The following is a 19,841-nucleotide window of genomic DNA, read 5'->3' as shown; positions in this document are numbered from 1 at the left end:
GACTACCCCGAGGAGCAGCATGATCAAGATAGCTGGCGGGCGGCGCGCGGCCGCGGCGATCGTGGCCGGGCTCGGCGGCGCGGGCGTGCTCGCCGCCGGGATCTGGCTGGGCACCGGCTCGGACGGTCCGTCGCGGGCGGCCACCGTGTCCGCGAACGACGTGGCGCGTGCGGGCGCCCCGCCGATGCCGGCGCCGAGCGGACCGCCCTGCGCCTCGTCCAAGCCCTCGCGTCCCGGACATCCGAAGACGGCGGCGCCCGCGCCGACGAGGTCGGGGCACCCCCGTCCGGTGCCGCCCACGGCCGCTCCCACGCGGCCGGGACATCCCGGGCCGACGTACCGGCCCGGACGGCCCCCGAAGACGGCGGCGCCCGCACCGGTGTTCTGCCCGTCGCCCGCGCCGCCTCCGACGAGGTCCACCGCGCCGAAGCCGCACCCCACCTCGCCGGGGAAGGCCGCGCCGAAGCCGTACCCCGCCTCGCCGACGGCGGGCGCCCCCGGTGCGCACCCCGCGCCGCCGAAGACCGCGCCGGGGACGGCCGGGCACTAGGAGAGCGGTCCTGTCCACGTTGAGCACCCGGGAGGCCCGCGGGACGGCGGACACGTTCGAGGAGTTCGTGAACGCCACCGCGGGCCGACTGCTGCGCACCGCCGTGTTCCTCGTCTACGACCGGCACCTGGCCGAGGACCTCCTCCAGGTCGCCTACGAGCGGGTCGCCAAACGCTGGCGGCGGCTCGCGGACGGCGATCCGGAGGCGTACGCCCGCCGCGTCCTGGTCAACCTGGCCATCGACGAGAGCAAGCGCCGCGCGCGCCGCCGCGACCTGCCCGCCGGGAGCGTCGCCGATCTCGACCGCATCGCCGGACGCGCGCCGCAGCCGGGCGGACCGCCCGGCGACGGCGAGCTGGAGGAGGCGCTGCGCGCTCTGCCCGCCCAGCAGCGCGCCGTGGTCGTCCTGCGCTACTGGTGCGACCTCGGCGAACGCGAGATCGCCGACACTCTCGGGATCAGCCGGGGGACCGTCAAGAGCCACACCGCGCGCGCCATGACGGCGCTGCGCGCGCACGTCCGGGAGGGCCGCACGCATGGACGATGAGCTCGGCGCCGCCCTGCGCGACCACTTCCGCCGCGCCGCGGACGACATCCGGCCGGACGCCGCACTGCTCCGCCGCCTCCGCGAGACCGCGCCCGCCGCCTCCCACGAGGCCTCACCCCGCCGCGTCGTCCCCTTCCTCCGCCGCTCGGCGCCGAGCGGTCCGGGCGCCGGCGGCCCGTCCACCACGGCCGGACGGTCCGGGAACGCCACCGCGGATCCGGACGGCTTCGGGGGCCTGGCCGGAACAGGAGCAACCGGAGGGAACGTAGGAACCGGAGGGAACGTGGGAACCGGGGCCGCCAGGCTGCGGCGAGGCTGGTGGGCCGTCGCCGGCGTCGCGGCCGCCGTGCTGATCGTCACGCTGGTGATCACGCTGGGGCCGGGCGTGCAGGAGAAGACGCGGCCCGCCGACCGGGTGGTGCCCGCGTCCGGCCCCGGCACGCCGGGCCCCGCGTCCACGCCTTCGCCGAGCACGCCGCCCGGGCGGGGCGAACCCGCGCCGAAACCGACGACACCGCCCGCGAGATCCGGGGCGCCCGTTCCGGGCGGCGAGGCGCCGACCGCGTCGCCGCCCCACCGGACCGCGCCACCGCCGAGCGCCCACCAACCGGGCGCACCGCCATCCGGACCGCGCACGCCGACCCACCCCGGAACGCCGCCCGGAACGCGGCCGACCGGCACCTCGACGCCCGGCCCCTGAGGCGCGCCCTGACCTCGCCCGCGGTACGCCGGGCGGGGTCAGCAGGTGCCCAGGCGCAGGCCCGGAAGCATGTGCCAGCCCACGGTCTCCATGATCGTGCGGAGCTGGACGGGCATGCTGTCGAGCACCAGCGGGCCGGTGTTGGAACGGCGGGCGGCCACGTCGGCGAGCATGTTCAGGGCGCCGAGGTCGATGAAGCCGAGCCCGGCGAGGTCGAGGTGGATCTCCTCGCCGTGGCTCGCGGTCAGGACGGTGTTCAGCGACTGGTCCAGCACCATGTGGCGGGACGCGTCGAGCTCGCCGAGCAGCGACAGGCCCACCGGATCGAAGGTGCGGACGATCTGGAGCACCGAGTCGGCGAACTCCGGGTTCGGCGTCACGACCGTCGAGTGCGTGGCGGCGAGCGCGGCCCGGGCGTCCACCGTGAGGCGGCGCCGGTCGATCTGGCAGATCGCCGTCACGCGCGTGCTCGGGCACACCGCCCGCTCGATGTGCCGCTCGCAGCGCAGCAGCTGGGACAGGCCGTCCGGCAGGTCCAGCGCCCAGGTCATGTCGGCGGTGACCCGGATCGTCCCGAAGTCGCCGCCCTCGGCCCCGGCGATCTCGCCGGCCAGCGCCTCCAGCACCGCGCCGGGGTCGAAGCGGCCGTCCGGACGGCGCGCGTCCTCCAGCGGCACGACGGTGAGCAGGTCGGCGTCCGGGGACGCGCCGGTCATGCCCGGCACGTCCACGTCGTCCGAGCCGGCGAGGTAGATGACCTTGTGACTGGCGTCCAGCCCGTCCCGGACGAAGGAGCCGACGACGTAGCGCTGCTCGTCCTCACCCGAGTACGCCAGCCAGGCGTGGTCGCCGGGCCGCAGCTCACGGACCGGCCTGCGGGCGGAGCTGAGGGTCTCCATAACGCCTTCCACCGCGGCCACTTCCGGATGCGTCCAGAGTACGACCAGCGAGCCACGTCACGTAGCCGAACCCTCACCCTGTTTTCCCGGTATCTGACAACCGGACGACCCGGACCGACCGGTGCGCACTCCAAGAACGACCCGCGCACCCGGACGAACCGGCCCATCGACCACACCTACCCGCCGACCCACCAACCCGCCGCCTACCCGCCACCGGCGCGACGGCGACCGGGCGGCGACCGGACGGCTACCGGCGCAGGCGCATCCGGACGAACGTCCCGTCCCAGCCCGCGCGCACCTCCACCAGGTCGACCAGCAGCCGGACCGTCCACAGCCCGAAGCCGTTGTCCAGCGCCGTCCGCGGCGGGACGAACCCGACCAGCGGGCTGAAGTCGCGCCAGTAGCCGTTGTCGCCGACCTCGCACACCAGGTCCGCGTCCTCGGTCCACAGCCGCACCCCGACCGGCGGGATACCGTGCCGCAGCGCGTTCGCCGCGACCTCGTTCACGGCCGTGACCAGGTTCTGCGCGTCCTGCCGGGACAGGCCGTGCCGCTCGGACCGGTCGCCGACCCATCGCCGCAGCTCGTGCAGGTCGTGGCTCGCCACCGGCAGGTAGTCCGACTCGCGCGGCGTCGGGAACACCCGCGCGCGGTCGGCCTCGGCGGAGAACGCCTCGGGCTCGGTGAACCGCTCGTTGCGCGTCTCGGTCGAGCCCTGGACGAGCCGTGGATGCGTCCGCCGCGCGTGCTCCAGGATCCGCGGCGGCAGCGTGTAGGTGTCGTAGGGGCACAGCGCCGACGCGCCGGTGCCCTTGAACACCTCGTTGATGAGCGACTCGTACCGCGCCCACTCCAGCGTCTCGCGCTCGGTCCACTCCCTGCGCCAGACGGGCTCGGCCAGCGCGTGCACGCGCTTCGGGTCCTTGGCCTTCACCAGCTCCAGGTAGCTGCGCAGCGTCCGCACCGGATGCGAGTAGAACATCGACGCGTCGATGAACATGTCGTCCGCGCATCCGGGGAAATGGTCGCGCAGCGCCGTCAGCCGCGGCTCGGCCACGACCACCACGACCTCGCGGCCGTCGTCGTCGAGCCCGTCCCGGACGAACGGGACGGCGCGCGAGAGGAAGTCGTCCAGGCCGCCGAACAGGAAGGCCCGGTGCTCCAGCGGTCTCGCCTCGGTCACTGCCGTCGCCCGGGAGGTCATGAGGCGGTCCCTCCCGCCCGGACGCCCGGCCTGAGTCTCGGCAACCGGTTCCAGCCGACCATCGTGATGACGTTCTCCACGTCCGGGCGCAGGTGGTCGAGGATGAGCGCGCCGCCGGCCGGCAGCGCGGCGGCGTGCTGCGCCAGCAGGTTCAGGCCGCCGATGTCGATGAAGTCGAGGTCGGCGACGTTCAGATGGATGTCACCGCTGCGGCTGCCCATCGCCCGCAGCAGATGCTCCGACAGGTGCGAGTGCCGCGACGCGTCCAGCTCGCCGCGCAGCTGCAGCCCGAACGGGCCGTAGATGCGGCGGATGGTCAGGATGCCGTCGTCGAACTCGGCGTCCACCCGGACCAGCACCTCGTGCGTCTCGCGCAGCGCGCTGAACTGCCGCGCCCCGCACTTGCGCACGTCGATCTGGCAGACGCCCATCGCCATCGTGCTCGGCGAGATCGCCTGGTCGAGCCGGTCCTCGCAGCTCAGCACGGTGTCCGAACCGCCCGGCTCGGTCATCAGCCAGGTCGAGTCCATCGTCACCCGGACGGCCCGCCAGCCCTCGCCGAACGCCGACTCCTTCTCCCGGTGCAGCGTGTCGGCCAGTTTCGCCGGCTCGAACGCGCCGGTGCGGCTCAGGCACGCCTCCCGCCGCGTCAGCACGCGCAGCTGCCGCGACGACTTCAGCTTCACCAGGTCGAGCGAGCACCGCGCCAGACCGGGCAGCCGCTCGGCCGGCTCGTCGGTGATGTAGACGACCTTCTCCTCCGTCGCCAGGCCCGCCCGGACGTAGGGACCGACGACCCGGTCGCGCTCCTCGGCGTCGGCGTAGCCGAGCAGGCCGTGGTCGCCCGGCCGTACCTCGCTGACGGGACGTTCGTAGAACCAGGGGGTGGTCTCCATGGCCTGCCCATCCAGGTTGTCGCGGACGCGTCCAGCGTACGCCCGATGGCGGAAAAGGGAAGCCCTTTGCATAAGGTCCCTCACGCTGTGTTTACAGGGAGGGATGCGGGAACCGCCGGAATCTGCAGCCTCAGCCGTACGACCGTCCCCTCCCGGCCCGTCCTGATCTGGACGATCGAGCACAGCAGCCGCACCGCCCACAGCCCGAACCGGCTCGCCCCGCCCGCGGGCTTCGGCGGGATCAGCCCGAAGCCGGTGCGCTCCGTCCAGTGCCCGTGGTCGGTCACCTCGCACACCAGCTCGCCCGGTTCCAGCCACAGCCGCAGCGTGATCGGCGGACGGCCGTGCCGCAGCGCGTTCGTCACCACCTCGGTCACCGCGACCAGCAGCCGCTGGAGGTCGTCCTCGGGCAGCGGCGTGCGGCGGGCGAAGTCGGTCACGTACGCCCGGATCCAGTACAGGTCGGCGACCTGGATGTCGAGGTCGAGCGAGTCGTCCGGTGGCGGGGGCAGCGGCTTGGCGTCGAGCCGCGCGTTGTACGTCCACGGCTCCTGGTAGCCGGGGTTGGGCTGCGTCGCCTCGCCGCGCATCGTCTCCGGATGCGTCTGCCGGGACGCCGCGACCACCCCCGCGGGCAGCGACCGCGAGTAGGCGCACAGCAGCGCCGCCCCCGTCTCCGCGAACGCCGCGTTCGTGATCGCCTCGACCCGCTGCCACTCCAGGAGCTCCAGCTCCCCGCGCCGCGCCCACGCCGGCTCCCCGAGCACCCGCAGCCGCCGCTTCTGCCATGCCGCGGTCTCGGCCATCCCCACCGTGTCGGCGAGGTACCGGGCCGGATGCGCGTACCACTTGTCCGACTCGAAGAACTCCACGCCCGCCGCGTCCGCGCCGAGCTTGTCCCGCAGCAGCATGTGCATCGCCAGCGTCGTGACCGCGAGGACGCGGTCACCGTTCTCGATGCCCTCCCGCAGGAACGGCAGCGCGCCGTCCAGGAGGTCGTCCGCGCGGTCGTACGGAAGCACGCGATGGCTGAAAGCTTGGCTCACGGTGCCCCACCCGGTCAGTGTCGGCCGCTCCGCCCCACACACTCCCACGGGCGGCTCTCACCCTCACCCTAGGCGCGCCCGCCCCTCTTGCCGAGCCCCCGTTTTCAAACTGTGAACGCGGGAGGGGCGGCCGGCCGGCCGCCCCTCATCGCGAAACCGTGGGGCCGGCGAGACTCGAACTCGCACTGCGCAGGACCTAAACCTGCTGCCTCCTGCCATTGGGCTACGGCCCCGGCGTTTTTCGGTTGTCGAGCCTACCAGCGTAGGTGCCGGTCTGAGAGTGGCAGTTCGGGCGTGTACTTGCAGGGCTACGACGGGATCACAGGGCGAGTTCGCGGCGGATGCGGTCCACGTGGCCGGTGGCCTTCACGTTGTAGTAGGCGTTCTCGATCTTGCCTTCGGGGGTGATGACGAAGGTGGAGCGGATGACGCCGACGACGGTCTTGCCGTAGAGCTTCTTCTCGCCGTAGGCGCCGTAGGCCTTGAGGACCTCGGCGTCGGGGTCGGAGAGGAGGGGGAAGGTCAGGCCCTCCTTCTCGCGGAACCTGGCGAGCTTGGCGGGCTTGTCGGGGGAGATGCCGACGACGGTGGTGCCGGCGGCCTCCAGGTCGGGGAGGCTGCCCTGGAAGTCGACCGACTCCTTGGTGCAGCCGGGGGTCATCGCCGCGGGGTAGAAGTAGAGGACGACCCTCCTGCCGCGCAGGGAGTCCAGCGAGACCGGCTTTCCGTCGGCGTCGGGAAGCTCGAACGCCGGCGCGTCATCGCCTGGCTGCAACCGCTCGGACACCTGTTCCGCCTTTCGTTCGGGACGCTCGGCTCCAACCTACCGGCTGGGGTGGCGCGGGCGTTTCCCGGATGGACCTGCAACACTGTTCGGATCATGCGACTTCGGCGGCAGAGACGATAGGACTAGGGAATGGCTGACAGGTCCAGCGACCCGCAGGCGCTCCAGCGGGAGATCGAGCGGTCCAGGCAGGAGCTCGCGCGCACGATCGACGAGCTCGCGGACCGGGTCAACCCGAGGAACGTCGCGCAGCGGGGCGCGGAGCGGCTGAAGGAGGAGGCCGAGCAGGTGCGCCGGACGGTCGACACGGCGATCCGGCTGCCCGGCGAGGACGGTGAGCCGGGTCCGATCAACCCCAAGGTCGTAATGGTCGGCGTGGGCGTGGTGGTCGGGCTGACCGTCCTCGGGCTGATGCGGCGGCGTTCCAAGCGTCGCTGAGCTTTCGGGGAGGCGCCGGTCCGTGATTCGTGGACCGGCGCCTTTCGCGTCAGAACTGGGGGAGGTCGGCGGCGTGCGCGGCGAGGCCCTCGTCCAGGATCTTCTCGGCGGTGTGCTTGCTGCGGACGAACGGGTGCGCCATCAGGGCCTGGAGGGCGAGGCGGCGCGATCCGGTGACGGCGGCGTCGGCGGCGAGCCGTTCGTAGGCGTGGACGGCCTGGGTGAGGCCGCGGACGGGCGCGGGCAGCGGGCCCATGGTGAGGGGGACGGGTCCGGACCGTCCGACCAGGGCGGGCACCTCGACGATCGCGTCGTCGGGGAGGTCCGGGAGGGCACCGCGGTTCGGGACGTTGACGATCTCGCGGCGGTGCTCGTCGTGGTGGAGGGCGCAGATGACCTCGACGGCGAACTCGCCGTGCTCGCCTCCGCCGCGTTCGCGGGACGGGTCCGGGTCGGGCTTGTCCGCTTCGCCGGCGACCTGTGCGTAGTAGTCGGGGAGCATGGCCATGATGTCCTGCGCGCGCGTGGTGCCCTTGGCGCGGAGTTCCGCCACCACGTCGTCGTGGAAGAAGTAGTACTTCGCGTAGGAGTTCGGTAGGAAGCCGAGGGCTTTGCCGAGTTCGGCCATGCGGGACGGGTCGCGCCACGGTGTCGCGCCGCCGCCGGGGATTTCGAGCGTTTCGAGCTTGGCGGCGAGGTCGATCTCGACGCCGTCGAGGCGGACGCGTTCGGCCCAGGTGGCGTGGTTGAGTCCGGTCCAGTCGACTTCGAGGCGGTCGAAGGGCAGGCCGAGCAGGCCGGCCCACATCTCGGTGTCGCCGACGTGCTGGTCGCACAGGCCGATGATGTTCGCGCCGGTGTGCCGGGTGACGGCGTCGGTGACGATGTTGGTGGGGTTGGTGTAGTTGACGATCCAGGCGCCGGGGTCGACGGCGGCGGCGATCTCCAGCAGGACGGGGACGGAGCGGCAGGCCATGAGGAAGCCGCCGGGTCCGGCGGTCTCCTGGCCGACGACGCCGTGCGCGAGCGGGATCGACTCGTCCAGGTGGCGGGCGGCCATGCCGCCGGGACGGAACGTGGTGAACACGTAGGACGCGCCGTCCACGGCGGGCTTGAGGTCGGTGTGCGGGGTGACGGTGAAGGACGCGCCGCGGGCGGCGAACATGGTGCGCGCGAGGCGGGTCATGACGTCGAGGTGGGCGGCGTCCACGTCGTGGAAGGCCAGCTCGGTCCCGGCGAGGGAGCCGGCGCGGTGCAGCAGGCCCCGGATGACGCCGGGCATGTAGCCGCTGCCCGCCCCGATGATCGCGATCTTCACTGGGTCACCTCAGCGTGGGTTCGGCGCGGGTCACCGAGTCGGGGCCGCGCCCGATCTCGGCCTCGGGGATGTGCGGGACGACGAAGGCGTACTTCTCCAGGTCCTCGGCGGGGACCTCGCCGGACTCGCCGAACGCGGCGATCTCGCCCCAGCAGGGCGCGCCGAGCGAGCCGGAGTGGTGCCGGACGGACAGGCCCGCGACCAGGTTCGCGAACCGGAGCCGCTGCTCCAGCGGCCAGTCCTTGAGCGTGGCGAACACGAACCCGGCGGCGAACACGTCGCCGGCGCCGGTCGGGTCGAGCGCCCGGACGGGCAGCGCGGAAGCGGCGGCGCGCTCGGTCCCGGACGCGGCGATCGCGCCCGCCGAGCCGAGCTTCACCACGACCGTGCCGACGCGTCCGGCGAGGACGTCGAGCGCGGCCTCGGGCGTGGACGTGCGGGTGTAGGCCATGGCCTCGACGGCGTTGGGAAGGAAGACGTCCACGTCGTCCAGGCGGTCCAGGACGTGGCTGGACCAGGTCTCGGTGGGGTCCCAGCCGAGGTCGGCGAAGACGAGCGAGCCGTTCGCGCGGGCGGCGAGCGCCCACTGCGGCACCGGGCGGTCGATGTCGACGAAGCAGGTGCGGGCGGGCGGGGGCTCGGCGACGAGGGAGTCGGCGGGCAGGTCGAGCGGCCGGGTGTAGGTGACCATGCTGCGGTCGGCGTCGTAGGCGAGCGACACGGTGACGGGGGTGGGCCAGCCGCGGACGCGCAGCGAGGACGACAGGTCCACGGCCTCCTGCTCGGCGAGCGTCCGCCACAGGTAGGCGCCGAACATGTCGTCGCCGAACGCGGCGGCGAGGCCGGTGCGCAGGCCGAGCCGGCTCATCGCGACCGCGATGTTCGCGATGCCGCCGGGCGCGGAACCGAGGCCGTCGGTGACCAGCTCGGTCCCGGGCGGCGGCAGGCCGGGCAGCCCGGTGAAGATCATGTCCATGAAGACCTGGCCGGCCAGGAAGACGTCCAGCCCGCCGCGCCCGGTGCCGACGCCCGGGCCGCGCTCCCCGCACGGGTCCGGGGTGCCGGCGCCGCTCCCGGAAGGAGGGGCGGACGTTTCGAGAGGGGTTCCCGGGGCGGTCATGCGAGGTCCGGCGCGGTGGAGTGGAAGCGGGCGACGACCGCGGCGGTGACGACCTGCGTCTGCGGCGAGAGGTCGAGGGCCTCGGGTTCCCCGGCGCCGCCGGGCGCCGCCGCGGCGTAGGCGCCGCGCGCGCCCTCGGCGAGCATCCAGGAGTCGTCGTGCCTGGTCAGGCCCTCGTCGGAGAGTTCGATCAGGTCGGTGAGCGACGCGCCGAGGGCGGCGGCGTAGCGGCGGGCGCGGGCGACGGCGGCGTGCGCGGCGAGTTCGGCTGCGCGCGCGTGCACGGGGGAGTCGTGGCGCAGCGCCCAGTGCGGGCCGTCCACGGTGGTGCGTTCCAAGTCGGCGAGGCGGGTGACCAGCTCGCCGAGGACGGTGAAGTCGGCGACGGTGGCCTTGGTCCAGACCGTCCCCTGGTAGGCGCGGATGTCGCCCTCGCGCCGCCGGTACTTCACGAGCGGGGTGATGTAGACGTCGCCGGTCTCGGTGCGCTCGACGGCGTCGCCGTAGGACGCGAGCAGGTCGAGACACCGCCGGTTGTGGGCGGTGAGCTTGTCGAGCGCCGTCCGGCGGTCGCCCTCCTGCACCCGCACGTGGACGGACAGGCGCGCGATCTCCGGCGGGGCCTCCAGCACCGCCTCGCCGCGCACGCTGATGACCGGAGCGTGGCTCATAACGGCCAACTTAACCGGTACAGCACCGCCGAGGGGTGTGTCTCGCGTTACAAGAACACGGTCGTCGCGGAGAGTGAAGTCGCGCCGTGGCCACGAGTCCGGGCCTTACAGGAAGGTCTTGCCCTCGCCGCGGTAGGTCGGGACGGTCGCGACGGTCCGCTCGCCGTCGATGAGGTGCAGTTCGGCGAAGCGCTCGCACAGCTCGCCGGCCTTGGTGTGCCGGAACCAGACGCGGTCGCCGAGCGACAGCAGGTCGGCGGCGTCGCCGTGCAGCGGCGTCTGCACCTCGCCGGCGCCCTCCAGCGAGTTGAACGACAGCCCGGTCGGCAGGTAGGGGCGGGGGAGGCGCAGGTCGTCGGCGGTGCCGGACGCCAGGTACCCGCCGCCGAGGCAGGTCACGACGCCGGGTCCGGGACGCCGGACGACGGGCAGCGCGAACAGCGCGGCGGGACGGCCCCGGAAGTTGGAGTAGTAGTCGAACAGGTGCGGCTGGTACAGCCCGGATCCGGCGGCGACCTCGGTGACGGCCTTCTCCCGGACGGTGTTCTCGACGCTGCCCGTCCCGCCGCCGTTGACGAACTCCAGGTCGGTCAGGTCGCGGACGGCCCGGACGATCGCCGCCCGCCGCTTCGCCAGCTCCAGCCGGGACCGCTTCTGCATGGCCTTGACGACGCGCGACCTGGCGGCCTGCCCGGGCACCGAGTCGCCGACGCCCGCGATCTGGCCTTCGTAGGCCATCAGCCCGACGAGCCGCAGGCCGGGCCGCTTGAGCACGGTCTCGGCGAAGTCGCGGACCTGCTCGGGGGAGTGCAGCGGGGACCGGCGCGGCCCGATCTGGAGCATGCCGTTGAGCACGCGGTAGGACGCGTCGATGTCGATGCAGACGCGGATCGGGCGTCCGGCGCCGTGCCGCTCGATCAGGTCGAGGTGGTCGGCGGAGTCGACCATGAGCGTGATGGCCGAGGCGGCGTGCTCGTCGGCGGCCAGCTCGCGCAGCGCGGCGCGGTCGGCGGTCGGGTAGGCGACGAGGATGTCGTCGCTGACGCCCTCGCGGGCGAGCCAGAGGGCCTCGGGGAGGGTGAACGCCATGATCCCGGCGAAGCCGTCCATGGCGAGGACCTCGTCCAGGATCGCCCGGCAGCGCACGGACTTGCTCGCGACGCGGATCGGCTTGCCGGCCGCGCGGCGGACCAGGTCCGCGGCGTTGGCGCGCAGCGCGGCGAGGTCGACGATCGCGAACGGGGCGTCGAGCCCGGCCGTGGCGGCGTCGTAGCGGTCCCGGAGGTTCATGGCCCCACAGTGCCACAAATCGGTCATATATGAAACTGCTTCATGTAATTCATGATCGTCCGTGCGCGGCGAAGAACTCCCAGAGCATCGGGGCCGCGCCCTTGGGCCAGGCGTGGCCGCCGCCGATCACCTTGCACAGGGCCAGCGCCACCCCGTCCCGCGTGCTGGACGAGCACTCCACGTTCCCGCTCTGGGCCGTCAGCGTGGTCGCCTTCGGCCGGGGCAGCTTGTCATGAGCGCGCCAGAAGTTCACCGCGAACGAGACAGGAGGATACGGCCGGTCGTCGTTGATGTCGCGCCGTCCGCCGCCGTCGAAGGGCACGTTCTTGTCGGCCGTCCCGTGGAAGATGATCGTCGACACCGGACGGGACGGGTCGCACTCGGTCACCAGCGCCCCCTCGACCACGCCGATCGCCGCCACCTTGTCGGCCGCGTCGCAGCCCATCTTGTACGCCATGCCCGCGCCGTTGGAGAACCCGGTCACGAACACGCGCTTCGGGTCGCTGAGCCCGGCCGAGTTCAGCCGGTCGATCAGCTTGGTCAGGAACCCCACGTCGTCGATCTTGCCCATCTTCGCCGCGCCGCAGCAGTCGCCCGCGTTCCAGGTGGTGAGGAAGCCGTCCGGGTAGGCGACCAGGAAGCCCTTGTCGTCCGCGACCGGGTCGAAACCGGACAGCGACTGCATCTGCGCCATGGTCGCCAGCCCGCCGTGCAGCGCGATCACGAGCGGCAGCGGCTCGGCGGGGCGCCCGTCCTTCCACCTGCGGTCGCGGAGCGCGGGCGGGACGTGCAGCAGGAACTCGCGGTGGCCCGGCGTGCCGACGTCCAGCTTCTGCTTGTAGGTGCCGGACGCGGTGGGGATGCCGTCCACCTCGCGGGGCGCGGCGGCGCCCGGCGACCCGTGGCCGGGCTTGCCGGACGGCCCCGCGTCCTTCGGATCGTCCGAGCAGCCGGCGAGCCCGGCGGCCAGGACGAGCAGAGCGGCAAGGACGATCAGCACATTCCGGCGCATACGGCCGAACCTAACCGCCTCGCGACCACCGAAACTACTTACGCGTATGACAAGCGCGACCGCCCGGAGGAGCCCCGATCGGATCAGGCCGGGAACACCTGGACGTGGTCGGGCGCGACGCGGACGAAGACCTCCTGGCCGTCGCTCAGGCCGGCGGCGGAGCGGGACGGGACGTCCGCGAACACGGTCGTCCCGTCGTGCGTCGCGTAGACGCGGGTGACCGCGCCGAGGAAGACCTTGACGTCCACGGTGGCGGCGAGGCCGGGGCCGTCCGCGCCGATCTCGACGTCCTCCGGACGGAACAGGCACAGCGCGCGGTCGCCGGACGGCGCCTCGACGTCGAACGCCTCGCCCCACGCGACGCGTCCGTCCGCGACGGGGAGTTCGAGCGTGTTGCGGTTGCCGACGAAGCCCGCCGCGAAGCGCGTGGACGGCGCGGCGTACACCTCGGGCGGCGTCGCGCACTGCTCGATCCGGCCCGCGTTCATCACCGCGACCCGGTCCGAGATCGCGAGCGCCTCGGACTGGTCGTGCGTGACGAACACGGTCGTGATCCCGACCTGGTGCTGGATGCGCCGCACCTCGTCCCGCAGCCGGGTGCGGACCTGCGCGTCCAGCGCGGAGAGCGGCTCGTCCAGCAGGAGCACCTCGGGGTCGGGGGCGAGCGCGCGGGCCAGCGCGACGCGCTGCTGCTGCCCGCCGGAGAGCTGGTTCGGCAGCTTGTGCCCGTGCTCCTCCAGGCCGACCAGCGCGAGCAGCTCCTCGACGCGCGCGGCCGCGGCCCGGCGCTCGCGCCGCCGGACGGTCAGCGGGAACGCGATGTTCTTCGCCGCCGACAGGTTCGGGAACAGCGCGTACGACTGGAACACCATCCCGATCGGCCGCTTGCGCGCGGGCATGCGCGTGACGTCCGCGCCGCCGATGGAGATCGTCCCGGCGTCGGCGTCGTTCAGCCCGGCGATGCAGCGCAGCAGCGTCGTCTTGCCGCAGCCGGACGGTCCGAGCAGCGCGAGCATCTCGCCCTTGGCGACCGACACGTCCACCGCGTCCAGCGCGACGTGCGGGCCGTACCGCTTGGTGACGCCGTTCAGCACCACGTGGGACATGGGGTTGTCAGCCTTTCTCAGCGGAGGACGACGTGCGGGCGAGCGCCAGCGTGGACGCCGCGGCCCGGCCGCGGCCGAGCCACACCACCAGCGCGGACAGCGCGAACAGCAGCCCGAACGTGAAGATCGTGATGACCGCGAGCGCGTTCGGGTCGTTGCCGGTGCGCGAGGTGAACACGCGCGCCGACCAGAGCGGGAGGGTCTCGTAGCGCGTTCCGACGAGCACCTTCGCGAGCGCGAACTCGTTCATCGCGGTGGCCGCGACGAGCAGCGAGCCGGAGACGATGCCGCCCCGGATCGCGGGCAGCACCACCCGGACGAGCGTGACCATCGGATGCGCGCCGCACGTCGCGGCGGCCTCGCTCAGCCGCCGCGCGTCGGCGGCGAGCAGCGCGTTCTCCACCGCCCAGTACAGGAACGGGAAGGCGATCGCGGCGGTGGCGGCGGCGAGCAGCCAGAACGTGCCGAACAGCTGGGGCACCGTGTCCTTGACGACGAGCTGGAGCCCGGCCGCGATCACCACCCACGGGATCGCGAAGGGGATCACCGTGACGGTCTGGACCACCGATCCGATGCGCGGGTTGTGCACCACCGACCAGTACGCCGCCGGGACGACCAGCAGCACGTCGATCGCGAGCGTCACCGCCGACAGCAGGAGCGACCGTCCGAGCGCCCCCGACACCTCCGGACGCGAGAACACCTCCACCCACCAGTGCAGCGTGTACCCGGACGGCAGGACGGTGTCGCCCCACTTCGTCGCCAGCGAGTACAGCAGCGCCGCGACCAGCGGCAGCGCGAAGTACAGCGCGAGCAGCGCCAGGAACACCCGCGAGCCGAGCCTGCTTCTCATGTCACAACCACCTCGTCGCGCGGCGGATGGCCAGCCGGTAGAGCACGGTCGACACGACCGCGAGCAGCATGAGCAGCACCGACAGCACGGCGGCGCGCTCCAGTCCGAACACCGACGACTCCAGCGTCGCGCCGATCTGCAGGGTGATCAGCTTCACCGACTGCGGCCCGGACGCGAGCGCGTACGCGACGGCGTAGATGCCGATCGTCCAGGTGAAGATGAGCAGCCAGCCCGCCGCCGCGAACGGGGCGAGCACCGGCGCGCCGATCCGCCGCCAGAACTGCCACCGGGTCGCGTGGCAGACCTGCGCGGCCTCCCACCAGTCCTCTTTCAGGACGGCGACGGCGGGCAGCGTGAGCAGCACGAACATCGGGATGTTGAAGTACAGGTAGGCGATGTTCATGCCGGTGAACGAGCCGGTCGCGGGGAACGACACGTCCAGCAGGTGGGTGAGCATCCCGGTCGTGCCGATCAGCGCGACGAACCCGAACGCCAGCCCGATCCCGGCGAAGTTCGACGCGACGTTCATCAGCGCGAGCCAGGTCGCGCGGCCCGCGACGCGCATCCGCGAGATCAGCCACGCGGCGGGCATGCCGAGCGCCGCCGCGAGCGTCGCCTGGAGCGCGCCGAGTTCGAGCGAGTTGGCGATGGCCTCGCGGTCCACCGGGTTGTCGGCGACCTTCTGGATGTTGTCCATGCCGAACCCGCCCGACCGCAGCGCGAACGTGTCGTGGACGAGCCGCAGCGCGGGCAGCACGAGCATGCCGAGCGTGAACACGAGCAGCGGCAGCGCCGGGAGCCACCCGGCGAGCAGCCGCAGGAGCCACCGGCCGAGCGCGGCCGGGCGGCGTCCTCCGAGCGCGGCCGGAGGCCGGGACGCGCCGCTCGCGCGGGCGTCGCCGGCCACCGTCGGGGAGACGCGCGGGGTCGTCAAGCCACGACCTTCGCTTCCCACTGCCGGACGATGTCCTCGGGATTGATCTTCGAGTACTCGACCTCCTTGACAACCGAGTACTGCTGCTCGGGCAGCCAGTTGGTCTTCGCGTCCGCCGGGACGGTCAGGTCGCCGTTCACCGCCCGCACCGGGTGCGCGCCGGACTTGGCGAACTCGATCTGCGCCTGGTCGCTGAGGACGAAGTCCAGGAACGCCTTGAGGAAGTCGCCCTTGGCGGTGTTGTACCTGTTGACCATCAGCCCGGACGGCGCCCAGATCGAGCCGTCCTGCGGCACCTGGACGGTCAGGTGCACGCCCTTCCTGCCCAGCTCGCCCTTCTGCGTGACCCCGTTGAAGTCGTAGTTGATCTGGATGGGCGCCTCGCCCTTCTCCAGGGTGTCCTCGCTCATCTTCGCGTCCGACAGGTTGCCGGACTTCTTCAGCTTGGCGAAGAAGTCGAAGCCCGGCGCGAGGTCGTCGATGCTCCCGCCGTGCGCGACGGCCGCCGCGACCAGCATCGCCTGCCCGGTTCCCGAGGCGGTCGGGTTCTTGATCGCGACCTGCCCCTTGTACTCGGGCTTCAGCAGGTCGTCCCACTTCGTCGGCGGGTTCTTCACCTTGTCGGTGTTCACCACGAACGCGGGCACGCCGTAGAACGTCGCGACCCAGCCGCCGTCCTTGGCCTTCTGCCAGTCCTTGAGCTTGCCCGCCGACGGCGGCGTGTACTTGGGCACGACGCCCTTCGCCTCGGCGACCGGCCCCCACATCAGCCCGATGTCGCTGGCCGTGCCGACCGGGTTCTTCTGCTCGGCGTCGAACTTCTGGATCTCGTCCGCCGAGGACATGTCGGTGTCCTTGTGGTCGCACGTGGCGTTGTACTTCGCGCAGAAGGCCTTGATGACGCCCTCGTAGTTGGCCCAGTCGGGGGCGAGGCCGTAGGTCGGCAGGCTCTTCCCCTGCTCGGCGATCTTGGCGGTGTCCGGGGCCTTCGCCCAGTCGTAGCCGTCGGCCGCGCCGCCGGATCCGCCGCAGCCCGCCAGGCCGAACAGCCCGGCAGCCGCCACCACGGCGACGAACGCGCGGGGAGTTCTCATCGTCAAGCCTCGTTTCGTCAGACGGGGGAGGGGCGGGCACGGATCCCCGCCGTGTGGGCATGTCTAACCCCCGCGTTTCGGGGGCGCCATCGGCTTATGGCTATGAGGGCTATAGGCAAGGCCGATCGCATATCCCTTGACCTGCGCGGACCAATTCTCCGCAACATCCGCTTAACCTGCCGTCCGCCAAGGATTAACGTTGCTTCTTCGCAGGTCGTGGGCGTGATAGCCGTGATCTATGAGGGCCATCGCGAAGTGCCCATTGTGACCGGCGCGGCGGCCGGGGACCCTGGCCGCATGGCGCAGCACCATGACACGAGCAATTACATCGACGGGAAATGGGTGCCCCCCGAGAGCGGGCGCACCCGGCCCAATGTGAATCCCGCCGATGTCTCCGACCTGATCGGGGACTTCGCCGAGTCCGGCGGCCCGGACGTCGACAACGCGGTGGACGCGGCGTCCGCCGCCCTCCCGGCGTGGAAGGCGCTCGGCCCGCTCCGGCGCGCCGAGTACCTGCGGACGGCCGAGCGGCTGATCGAGGAGCGCGCCGAGGACTTCGCGCAGGCGGTCTCCCGCGAGCAGGGCAAGCTCCTGTCCGAGGCGCGCGGCGAGGTGAGGCGCGCGCTGGCGATCATCGACTTCACCGCCGGGGAGGCGCGCCGGCTGAACGGCGTGACCACGCCCGCCGAGGAGCCGCGCACGCTCTCCTACACCTTCCGCGTCCCGCTCGGCGTGGTCGGGCTGATCACGCCGTGGAACTTCCCGCTCGCGATCCCGATGTGGAAGGTCGCCCCGGCGCTGCTCGCGGGCTGCACCGCGGTGCTCAAGCCGTCCCCGTTCACGCCGCTGTCGGCCGCGCTGCTCGTGCGGGCGTTCGCGGACGCCGGGGTCCCGCCGGGCGTGCTCAACCTCGTCCAGGGCGACATCGCGGCGGGCGAGCGGCTGGTCGACAACCCGGCCGTCGCCGGGATCAGCTTCACCGGGTCGCTGCCGGTCGGCCTCGCCATCCAGAAGGCCGGCGCGGGACGGCTCCTGCGCACGCAACTGGAGCTCGGCGGCAAGAACGCCGTCCTCGTGCTGGACGACGCCGACCTCGACAAGGCCGTGAAGGCCGTCGTGCACGGCGCGTTCGGGCAGGCCGGGCAGCGCTGCTCCGCGACGTCCCGGGTGATCGTGGACCGGCGCGTCAAGGAGGACTTCCTCGGGCGGCTCGTCGCGGCGGTGGCGCGGCTCCGCCCCGGCGCCGACGTCTGCCCGGTCGTGAACGAGCAGCGCATGAACGCGTGCCTCGCGGCGATCGAGGGCGCGGTGAAGGCGGGCGCGTCCGTCGCGATCGGCGGCTCGCGCGCGACGGACGGCCTGCCCGACGGCTACTACGTCGAGCCGACCGTCCTGCGGGACGTCCCGTGGGACGCCGAGATCGCCCAGGAGGAGATCTTCGGGCCGGTGCTGTCGGTGATCGACTGCGACGGGTTCGACGACGCGATGCGCATCTCCAACTCGGTGAGGTACGGCATGTCCGGCACGATCTTCACCCGCGACATGGGCAAGGCGTTCGAGGCGCTGGAGCGGTTCGAGGCCGGGATGCTGCACGTCAACCGGCCCGGCGTCGGCGCGTACGCGCACCTGCCGCACATGGGCGCCAAGCTGTCGCAGTTCGGCCCGCCCGAGTGCTCGCCCGAGGTCTGGGACTTCTACACCGAATGGCGGTCGGCGTGCATAACCTACTGACCGCCGACAAGGTGATGACGGCCGAGGCGGCGGTGGCGCGGTTCGTCCGCCCCGGCTCGGTCGTCGGGATGGGCGGGCAGAACATCAACCGCTGCCCGATGGCGCTCGTCCACGAGGTGGCCCGGCAGGGCGCCGGCGACCTGACCGTCGTCGGCTGCAACCTGTCGCTGCCGCTGGACATCCTCGTCGCCGCCGGACTCGTCGTCCGCACCGAGCAGGGCTCGGGCAACCTGGAACGCTACGGGACGCTGTTCGCGTGGCGGCGCGCCGTCGAGGCCGGGCGCATCGACGTCCGTGACCACAGCCACCTGACGATGGCGACGCGGTTCGCGGCCGGGGCGATCGGCGTCCCGTTCCTGCCGACGCGCAGCCTCCTCGGCTCGGACGTCCTGACCGCGCTCGTCGAGGACGGCGTCGCGCAGGTGCTGGACGACCCGTGGGGCGGCGGGCCCGTCGTCCTCGTGCGCGCGCTCCGCCCGGACGTGTCGCTGATCCACGCGCACCGCGCCGACCCGTTCGGGAACGTCGTCATCGAGGGCGTGACCAGCCACGAGATCGACATGGTCCGGGCGTCCGCCGCGACCGTCGTCTCGGTCGAGGAGATCGTCCCGGAGGGCGCGCTGAACGCCCGTCCCGAGGAGGTCACGATCTCCGGCGCGTACGTGTCGGCCGTCGTCGCGCAGCCGTTCGGCGCGTTCCCGACCTCGGTGTACCGGGCCTACGACTTCGCCGAGGACGAGATCAAGGCCTACCAGGCGCTCGCCCGCCGCGGCGGCGACGCCCACGCGGCCTGGCTCGCCGAGAACGTCCTCGGCCCCGCCGACTTCGACGCCCACCTGCGCCGCGCCGATCCCGAGGGGACGCGCCGCGCCGCGCTCACCGAGGCCATGAGGAGCTACGTTTGATCCCCTTTCCCCGAGAGATCCTGGCGGTCGAGGGCGCGCGGCAGATCGCCGACGGGGACGTGGTGATCGTCGGGACCGGGCTGCCGCTGCTGGCCGCGACCCTGGCCCAGCGCACCCACGCCCCGAACGCCAGGCTGGTCATCGAGTCCGGCGTGGTGTTCCCCAAGGTCGTCCCGACGCCCGTGTCCGTCGTGGATCCGCGGCTCATGCACGGCGCGTCCCGGCACGGCTCCCTGTTCGAGGCGCTCGGCGGGCTCGTCCAGCGCGGGCTCGTGCAGACGGGCTTCCTGGGCGGCGCGCAGATCGACCGCTACGCCAACATCAACTCGACGCGGGTCGCGGGCAAGCGGCTGCCCGGCTCGGGCGGCGCGAACGACATCGCCTCGCACTGCGCGAAGGTCGTCGTCCTCACCGACCACGAGCGGCGCCGCTTCCCCGAACGCTGCGACCACGTCACCTCGCCGGGCTTCCTGTCCGGTCCCGGCGAGCGCGCGAAGGCGGGCCTGCCGCCGCTGGAGGTCAAGGTCGTCACCGACCTCTGCGTCATGGAGGCGGCCGACTCCGAGCTGACCGTCACCGCCCTCATGCCGGACGCGACGCCGGACGCCGTCCGCGCCGGGACCGGGTTCGAGGTCGGGTTCGTCCCGTCGCCCGCGACCGTCGCGCCGCCGACCACCGAGGAGCTGAGCCTGCTGCGCGAAGTCCTCGACCCCCACTGCGTGTACTTCCCCGAGAGGAGACGATGA

21 protein-coding genes and 1 tRNA gene are annotated in these 19,841 nt (G+C 72.6%); 7 read left to right on the top strand and 15 right to left on the bottom strand.

Going from position 1 to position 19,841, the window contains the following annotated elements; translation table 11 throughout:
* The first annotated feature begins 19 nt into the window (after positions 1-19).
* The 3 genes from ACFPCY_RS38005 to ACFPCY_RS37995 are packed head-to-tail and all read left to right on the top strand — an operon-like array spanning position 20 to position 1,797.
* Positions 20-550 (top strand): hypothetical protein, encoded by a 531-nt coding sequence (locus tag ACFPCY_RS38005; RefSeq protein ID WP_378263773.1) that lies wholly within the window; start codon positions 20-22, stop codon positions 548-550.
* Positions 551-569: 19 nt separating this feature from the next.
* Positions 570-1,097: a SigE family RNA polymerase sigma factor gene (locus ACFPCY_RS38000; RefSeq protein ID WP_378263771.1), complete on the top strand. Its 528-nt coding sequence runs from the start codon at positions 570-572 to the stop codon at positions 1,095-1,097.
* Positions 1,087-1,797, top strand: a complete 711-nt coding sequence (locus ACFPCY_RS37995) for a hypothetical protein (RefSeq protein WP_378263769.1) — start codon at positions 1,087-1,089, stop codon at positions 1,795-1,797. The genes ACFPCY_RS38000 and ACFPCY_RS37995 overlap by 11 nt, the downstream gene beginning before the upstream one ends.
* A gap of 38 nt (positions 1,798-1,835) precedes the next feature.
* On the opposite strand, the gene ACFPCY_RS37990 is transcribed toward ACFPCY_RS37995, so the two are convergent.
* The 6 genes from ACFPCY_RS37990 to bcp all read right to left on the bottom strand — a co-directional run bounded on the left by ACFPCY_RS37990 (position 1,836) and on the right by bcp (position 6,629).
* On the bottom strand, positions 1,836-2,696 hold the full coding sequence (locus ACFPCY_RS37990; RefSeq protein ID WP_378263767.1) for an MEDS domain-containing protein: 861 nt from the start codon (positions 2,694-2,696) through the stop codon (positions 1,836-1,838).
* Between the two features lie 247 nt (positions 2,697-2,943).
* Positions 2,944-3,900: an anti-sigma factor RsbA family regulatory protein gene (locus ACFPCY_RS37985; protein WP_378263765.1), complete on the bottom strand. Its 957-nt coding sequence runs from the start codon at positions 3,898-3,900 to the stop codon at positions 2,944-2,946.
* Positions 3,897-4,796, bottom strand: a complete 900-nt coding sequence (locus ACFPCY_RS37980; protein ID WP_378263763.1) for an MEDS domain-containing protein — start codon at positions 4,794-4,796, stop codon at positions 3,897-3,899. Before ACFPCY_RS37980 ends, ACFPCY_RS37985 begins: the two co-directional genes overlap by 4 nt.
* Positions 4,797-4,876: 80 nt before the next feature.
* Positions 4,877-5,842, bottom strand: coding sequence for an anti-sigma factor RsbA family regulatory protein (locus ACFPCY_RS37975; RefSeq protein ID WP_378263761.1), 966 nt, complete (start codon positions 5,840-5,842; stop codon positions 4,877-4,879).
* Positions 5,843-6,001: 159 nt separating this feature from the next.
* Positions 6,002-6,075 (bottom strand) — tRNA-Leu (locus ACFPCY_RS37970).
* Between the two features lie 86 nt (positions 6,076-6,161).
* The gene (gene bcp / locus ACFPCY_RS37965; protein ID WP_378263759.1) at positions 6,162-6,629 is read right to left on the bottom strand and encodes a thioredoxin-dependent thiol peroxidase; all 468 of its coding nucleotides are present in this window, start codon (positions 6,627-6,629) and stop codon (positions 6,162-6,164) included.
* A 129-nt stretch (positions 6,630-6,758) separates the two neighbouring features.
* On the opposite strand from bcp, the gene ACFPCY_RS37960 reads away from it, so the two are divergent.
* Positions 6,759-7,064 carry a DUF3618 domain-containing protein gene (locus ACFPCY_RS37960; RefSeq protein ID WP_378263757.1) on the top strand — a complete coding sequence of 102 codons (306 nt, stop codon included), beginning with the start codon at positions 6,759-6,761 and terminating at the stop codon, positions 7,062-7,064.
* A gap of 49 nt (positions 7,065-7,113) precedes the next feature.
* Here ACFPCY_RS37960 and ACFPCY_RS37955 read toward each other — a convergent pair whose 3' ends face one another.
* The 9 genes from ACFPCY_RS37955 to ACFPCY_RS37915 all read right to left on the bottom strand — a co-directional run bounded on the left by ACFPCY_RS37955 (position 7,114) and on the right by ACFPCY_RS37915 (position 16,459).
* The gene (locus ACFPCY_RS37955; RefSeq protein WP_378263755.1) at positions 7,114-8,382 is read right to left on the bottom strand and encodes a family 4 glycosyl hydrolase; all 1,269 of its coding nucleotides are present in this window, start codon (positions 8,380-8,382) and stop codon (positions 7,114-7,116) included.
* Positions 8,383-8,386: 4 nt separating this feature from the next.
* Positions 8,387-9,502 carry a carbohydrate kinase family protein gene (locus ACFPCY_RS37950; RefSeq protein WP_378263753.1) on the bottom strand — a complete coding sequence of 372 codons (1,116 nt, stop codon included), beginning with the start codon at positions 9,500-9,502 and terminating at the stop codon, positions 8,387-8,389.
* Positions 9,499-10,173 (bottom strand): SIMPL domain-containing protein, encoded by a 675-nt coding sequence (locus ACFPCY_RS37945; RefSeq protein WP_378263751.1) that lies wholly within the window; start codon positions 10,171-10,173, stop codon positions 9,499-9,501. Before ACFPCY_RS37945 ends, ACFPCY_RS37950 begins: the two co-directional genes overlap by 4 nt.
* A gap of 105 nt (positions 10,174-10,278) precedes the next feature.
* Positions 10,279-11,463: an amino acid deaminase/aldolase gene (locus ACFPCY_RS37940; RefSeq protein ID WP_378263749.1), complete on the bottom strand. Its 1,185-nt coding sequence runs from the start codon at positions 11,461-11,463 to the stop codon at positions 10,279-10,281.
* Positions 11,464-11,512: 49 nt separating this feature from the next.
* Entirely contained in the window at positions 11,513-12,475 is a 963-nt protein-coding gene (locus tag ACFPCY_RS37935; RefSeq protein ID WP_378263747.1) for a CE1 family esterase, read from the bottom strand.
* Positions 12,476-12,558: 83 nt separating this feature from the next.
* Complete coding sequence (locus tag ACFPCY_RS37930) at positions 12,559-13,581, bottom strand: ABC transporter ATP-binding protein (protein ID WP_378263745.1); 1,023 nt, start codon at positions 13,579-13,581, stop codon at positions 12,559-12,561.
* A 7-nt stretch (positions 13,582-13,588) separates the two neighbouring features.
* A complete protein-coding gene (locus ACFPCY_RS37925; protein WP_378263743.1) occupies positions 13,589-14,431 on the bottom strand; it encodes an ABC transporter permease in 843 nt (280 codons plus the stop codon).
* Position 14,432: 1 nt separating this feature from the next.
* Positions 14,433-15,365 (bottom strand): hypothetical protein, encoded by a 933-nt coding sequence (locus ACFPCY_RS37920; RefSeq protein ID WP_378263741.1) that lies wholly within the window; start codon positions 15,363-15,365, stop codon positions 14,433-14,435.
* The gene (locus ACFPCY_RS37915) at positions 15,362-16,459 is read right to left on the bottom strand and encodes an ABC transporter substrate-binding protein (RefSeq protein WP_378263739.1); all 1,098 of its coding nucleotides are present in this window, start codon (positions 16,457-16,459) and stop codon (positions 15,362-15,364) included. The genes ACFPCY_RS37920 and ACFPCY_RS37915 overlap by 4 nt, the downstream gene beginning before the upstream one ends.
* A 297-nt stretch (positions 16,460-16,756) precedes the next feature.
* Here ACFPCY_RS37915 and ACFPCY_RS37910 point away from each other — a divergent pair, with 297 nt between their 5' ends.
* The 3 genes from ACFPCY_RS37910 to ACFPCY_RS37900 are packed head-to-tail and all read left to right on the top strand — an operon-like array spanning position 16,757 to position 19,841.
* On the top strand, positions 16,757-18,190 hold the full coding sequence (locus ACFPCY_RS37910) for an aldehyde dehydrogenase family protein (protein WP_378263738.1): 1,434 nt from the start codon (positions 16,757-16,759) through the stop codon (positions 18,188-18,190).
* Positions 18,175-19,095: a CoA transferase subunit A gene (locus tag ACFPCY_RS37905; RefSeq protein ID WP_378263736.1), complete on the top strand. Its 921-nt coding sequence runs from the start codon at positions 18,175-18,177 to the stop codon at positions 19,093-19,095. The genes ACFPCY_RS37910 and ACFPCY_RS37905 overlap by 16 nt, the downstream gene beginning before the upstream one ends.
* The gene (locus ACFPCY_RS37900; RefSeq protein ID WP_378263734.1) at positions 19,092-19,841 is read left to right on the top strand and encodes a CoA-transferase subunit beta; all 750 of its coding nucleotides are present in this window, start codon (positions 19,092-19,094) and stop codon (positions 19,839-19,841) included. The genes ACFPCY_RS37905 and ACFPCY_RS37900 overlap by 4 nt, the downstream gene beginning before the upstream one ends.

Origin of the sequence: Actinomadura gamaensis (assembly GCF_042652125.1) — a bacterium.
Classification (GTDB): Bacteria; Actinomycetota; Actinomycetes; order Streptosporangiales; family Streptosporangiaceae; genus Spirillospora; species Spirillospora gamaensis.
This window is presented reverse-complemented; position numbering and strand designations above follow the sequence as displayed.

What these genes read in the sequence shown, in the direction of transcription:
- ACFPCY_RS38005 (WP_378263773.1), top strand. Translation starts at nt 20, where the DNA reads ATGATCAAGATAGCTGGCGGGCGGCGCGCGGCCGCGGCGATCGTGGCC.
- ACFPCY_RS37995 (WP_378263769.1), top strand. Translation starts at nt 1,087, where the DNA reads ATGGACGATGAGCTCGGCGCCGCCCTGCGCGACCACTTCCGCCGCGCC.
- ACFPCY_RS37990 (WP_378263767.1), bottom strand. Translation starts at nt 2,696, where the DNA reads ATGGAGACCCTCAGCTCCGCCCGCAGGCCGGTCCGTGAGCTGCGGCCC.
- ACFPCY_RS37985 (WP_378263765.1), bottom strand. Translation starts at nt 3,900, where the DNA reads ATGACCTCCCGGGCGACGGCAGTGACCGAGGCGAGACCGCTGGAGCAC.
- ACFPCY_RS37980 (WP_378263763.1), bottom strand. Translation starts at nt 4,796, where the DNA reads ATGGAGACCACCCCCTGGTTCTACGAACGTCCCGTCAGCGAGGTACGG.
- ACFPCY_RS37960 (WP_378263757.1), top strand. Translation starts at nt 6,759, where the DNA reads ATGGCTGACAGGTCCAGCGACCCGCAGGCGCTCCAGCGGGAGATCGAG.
- ACFPCY_RS37950 (WP_378263753.1), bottom strand. Translation starts at nt 9,502, where the DNA reads ATGACCGCCCCGGGAACCCCTCTCGAAACGTCCGCCCCTCCTTCCGGG.
- ACFPCY_RS37945 (WP_378263751.1), bottom strand. Translation starts at nt 10,173, where the DNA reads ATGAGCCACGCTCCGGTCATCAGCGTGCGCGGCGAGGCGGTGCTGGAG.
- ACFPCY_RS37940 (WP_378263749.1), bottom strand. Translation starts at nt 11,463, where the DNA reads ATGAACCTCCGGGACCGCTACGACGCCGCCACGGCCGGGCTCGACGCC.
- ACFPCY_RS37935 (WP_378263747.1), bottom strand. Translation starts at nt 12,475, where the DNA reads ATGCGCCGGAATGTGCTGATCGTCCTTGCCGCTCTGCTCGTCCTGGCC.
- ACFPCY_RS37930 (WP_378263745.1), bottom strand. Translation starts at nt 13,581, where the DNA reads ATGTCCCACGTGGTGCTGAACGGCGTCACCAAGCGGTACGGCCCGCAC.
- ACFPCY_RS37925 (WP_378263743.1), bottom strand. Translation starts at nt 14,431, where the DNA reads ATGAGAAGCAGGCTCGGCTCGCGGGTGTTCCTGGCGCTGCTCGCGCTG.
- ACFPCY_RS37915 (WP_378263739.1), bottom strand. Translation starts at nt 16,459, where the DNA reads ATGAGAACTCCCCGCGCGTTCGTCGCCGTGGTGGCGGCTGCCGGGCTG.
- ACFPCY_RS37910 (WP_378263738.1), top strand. Translation starts at nt 16,757, where the DNA reads ATGGCGCAGCACCATGACACGAGCAATTACATCGACGGGAAATGGGTG.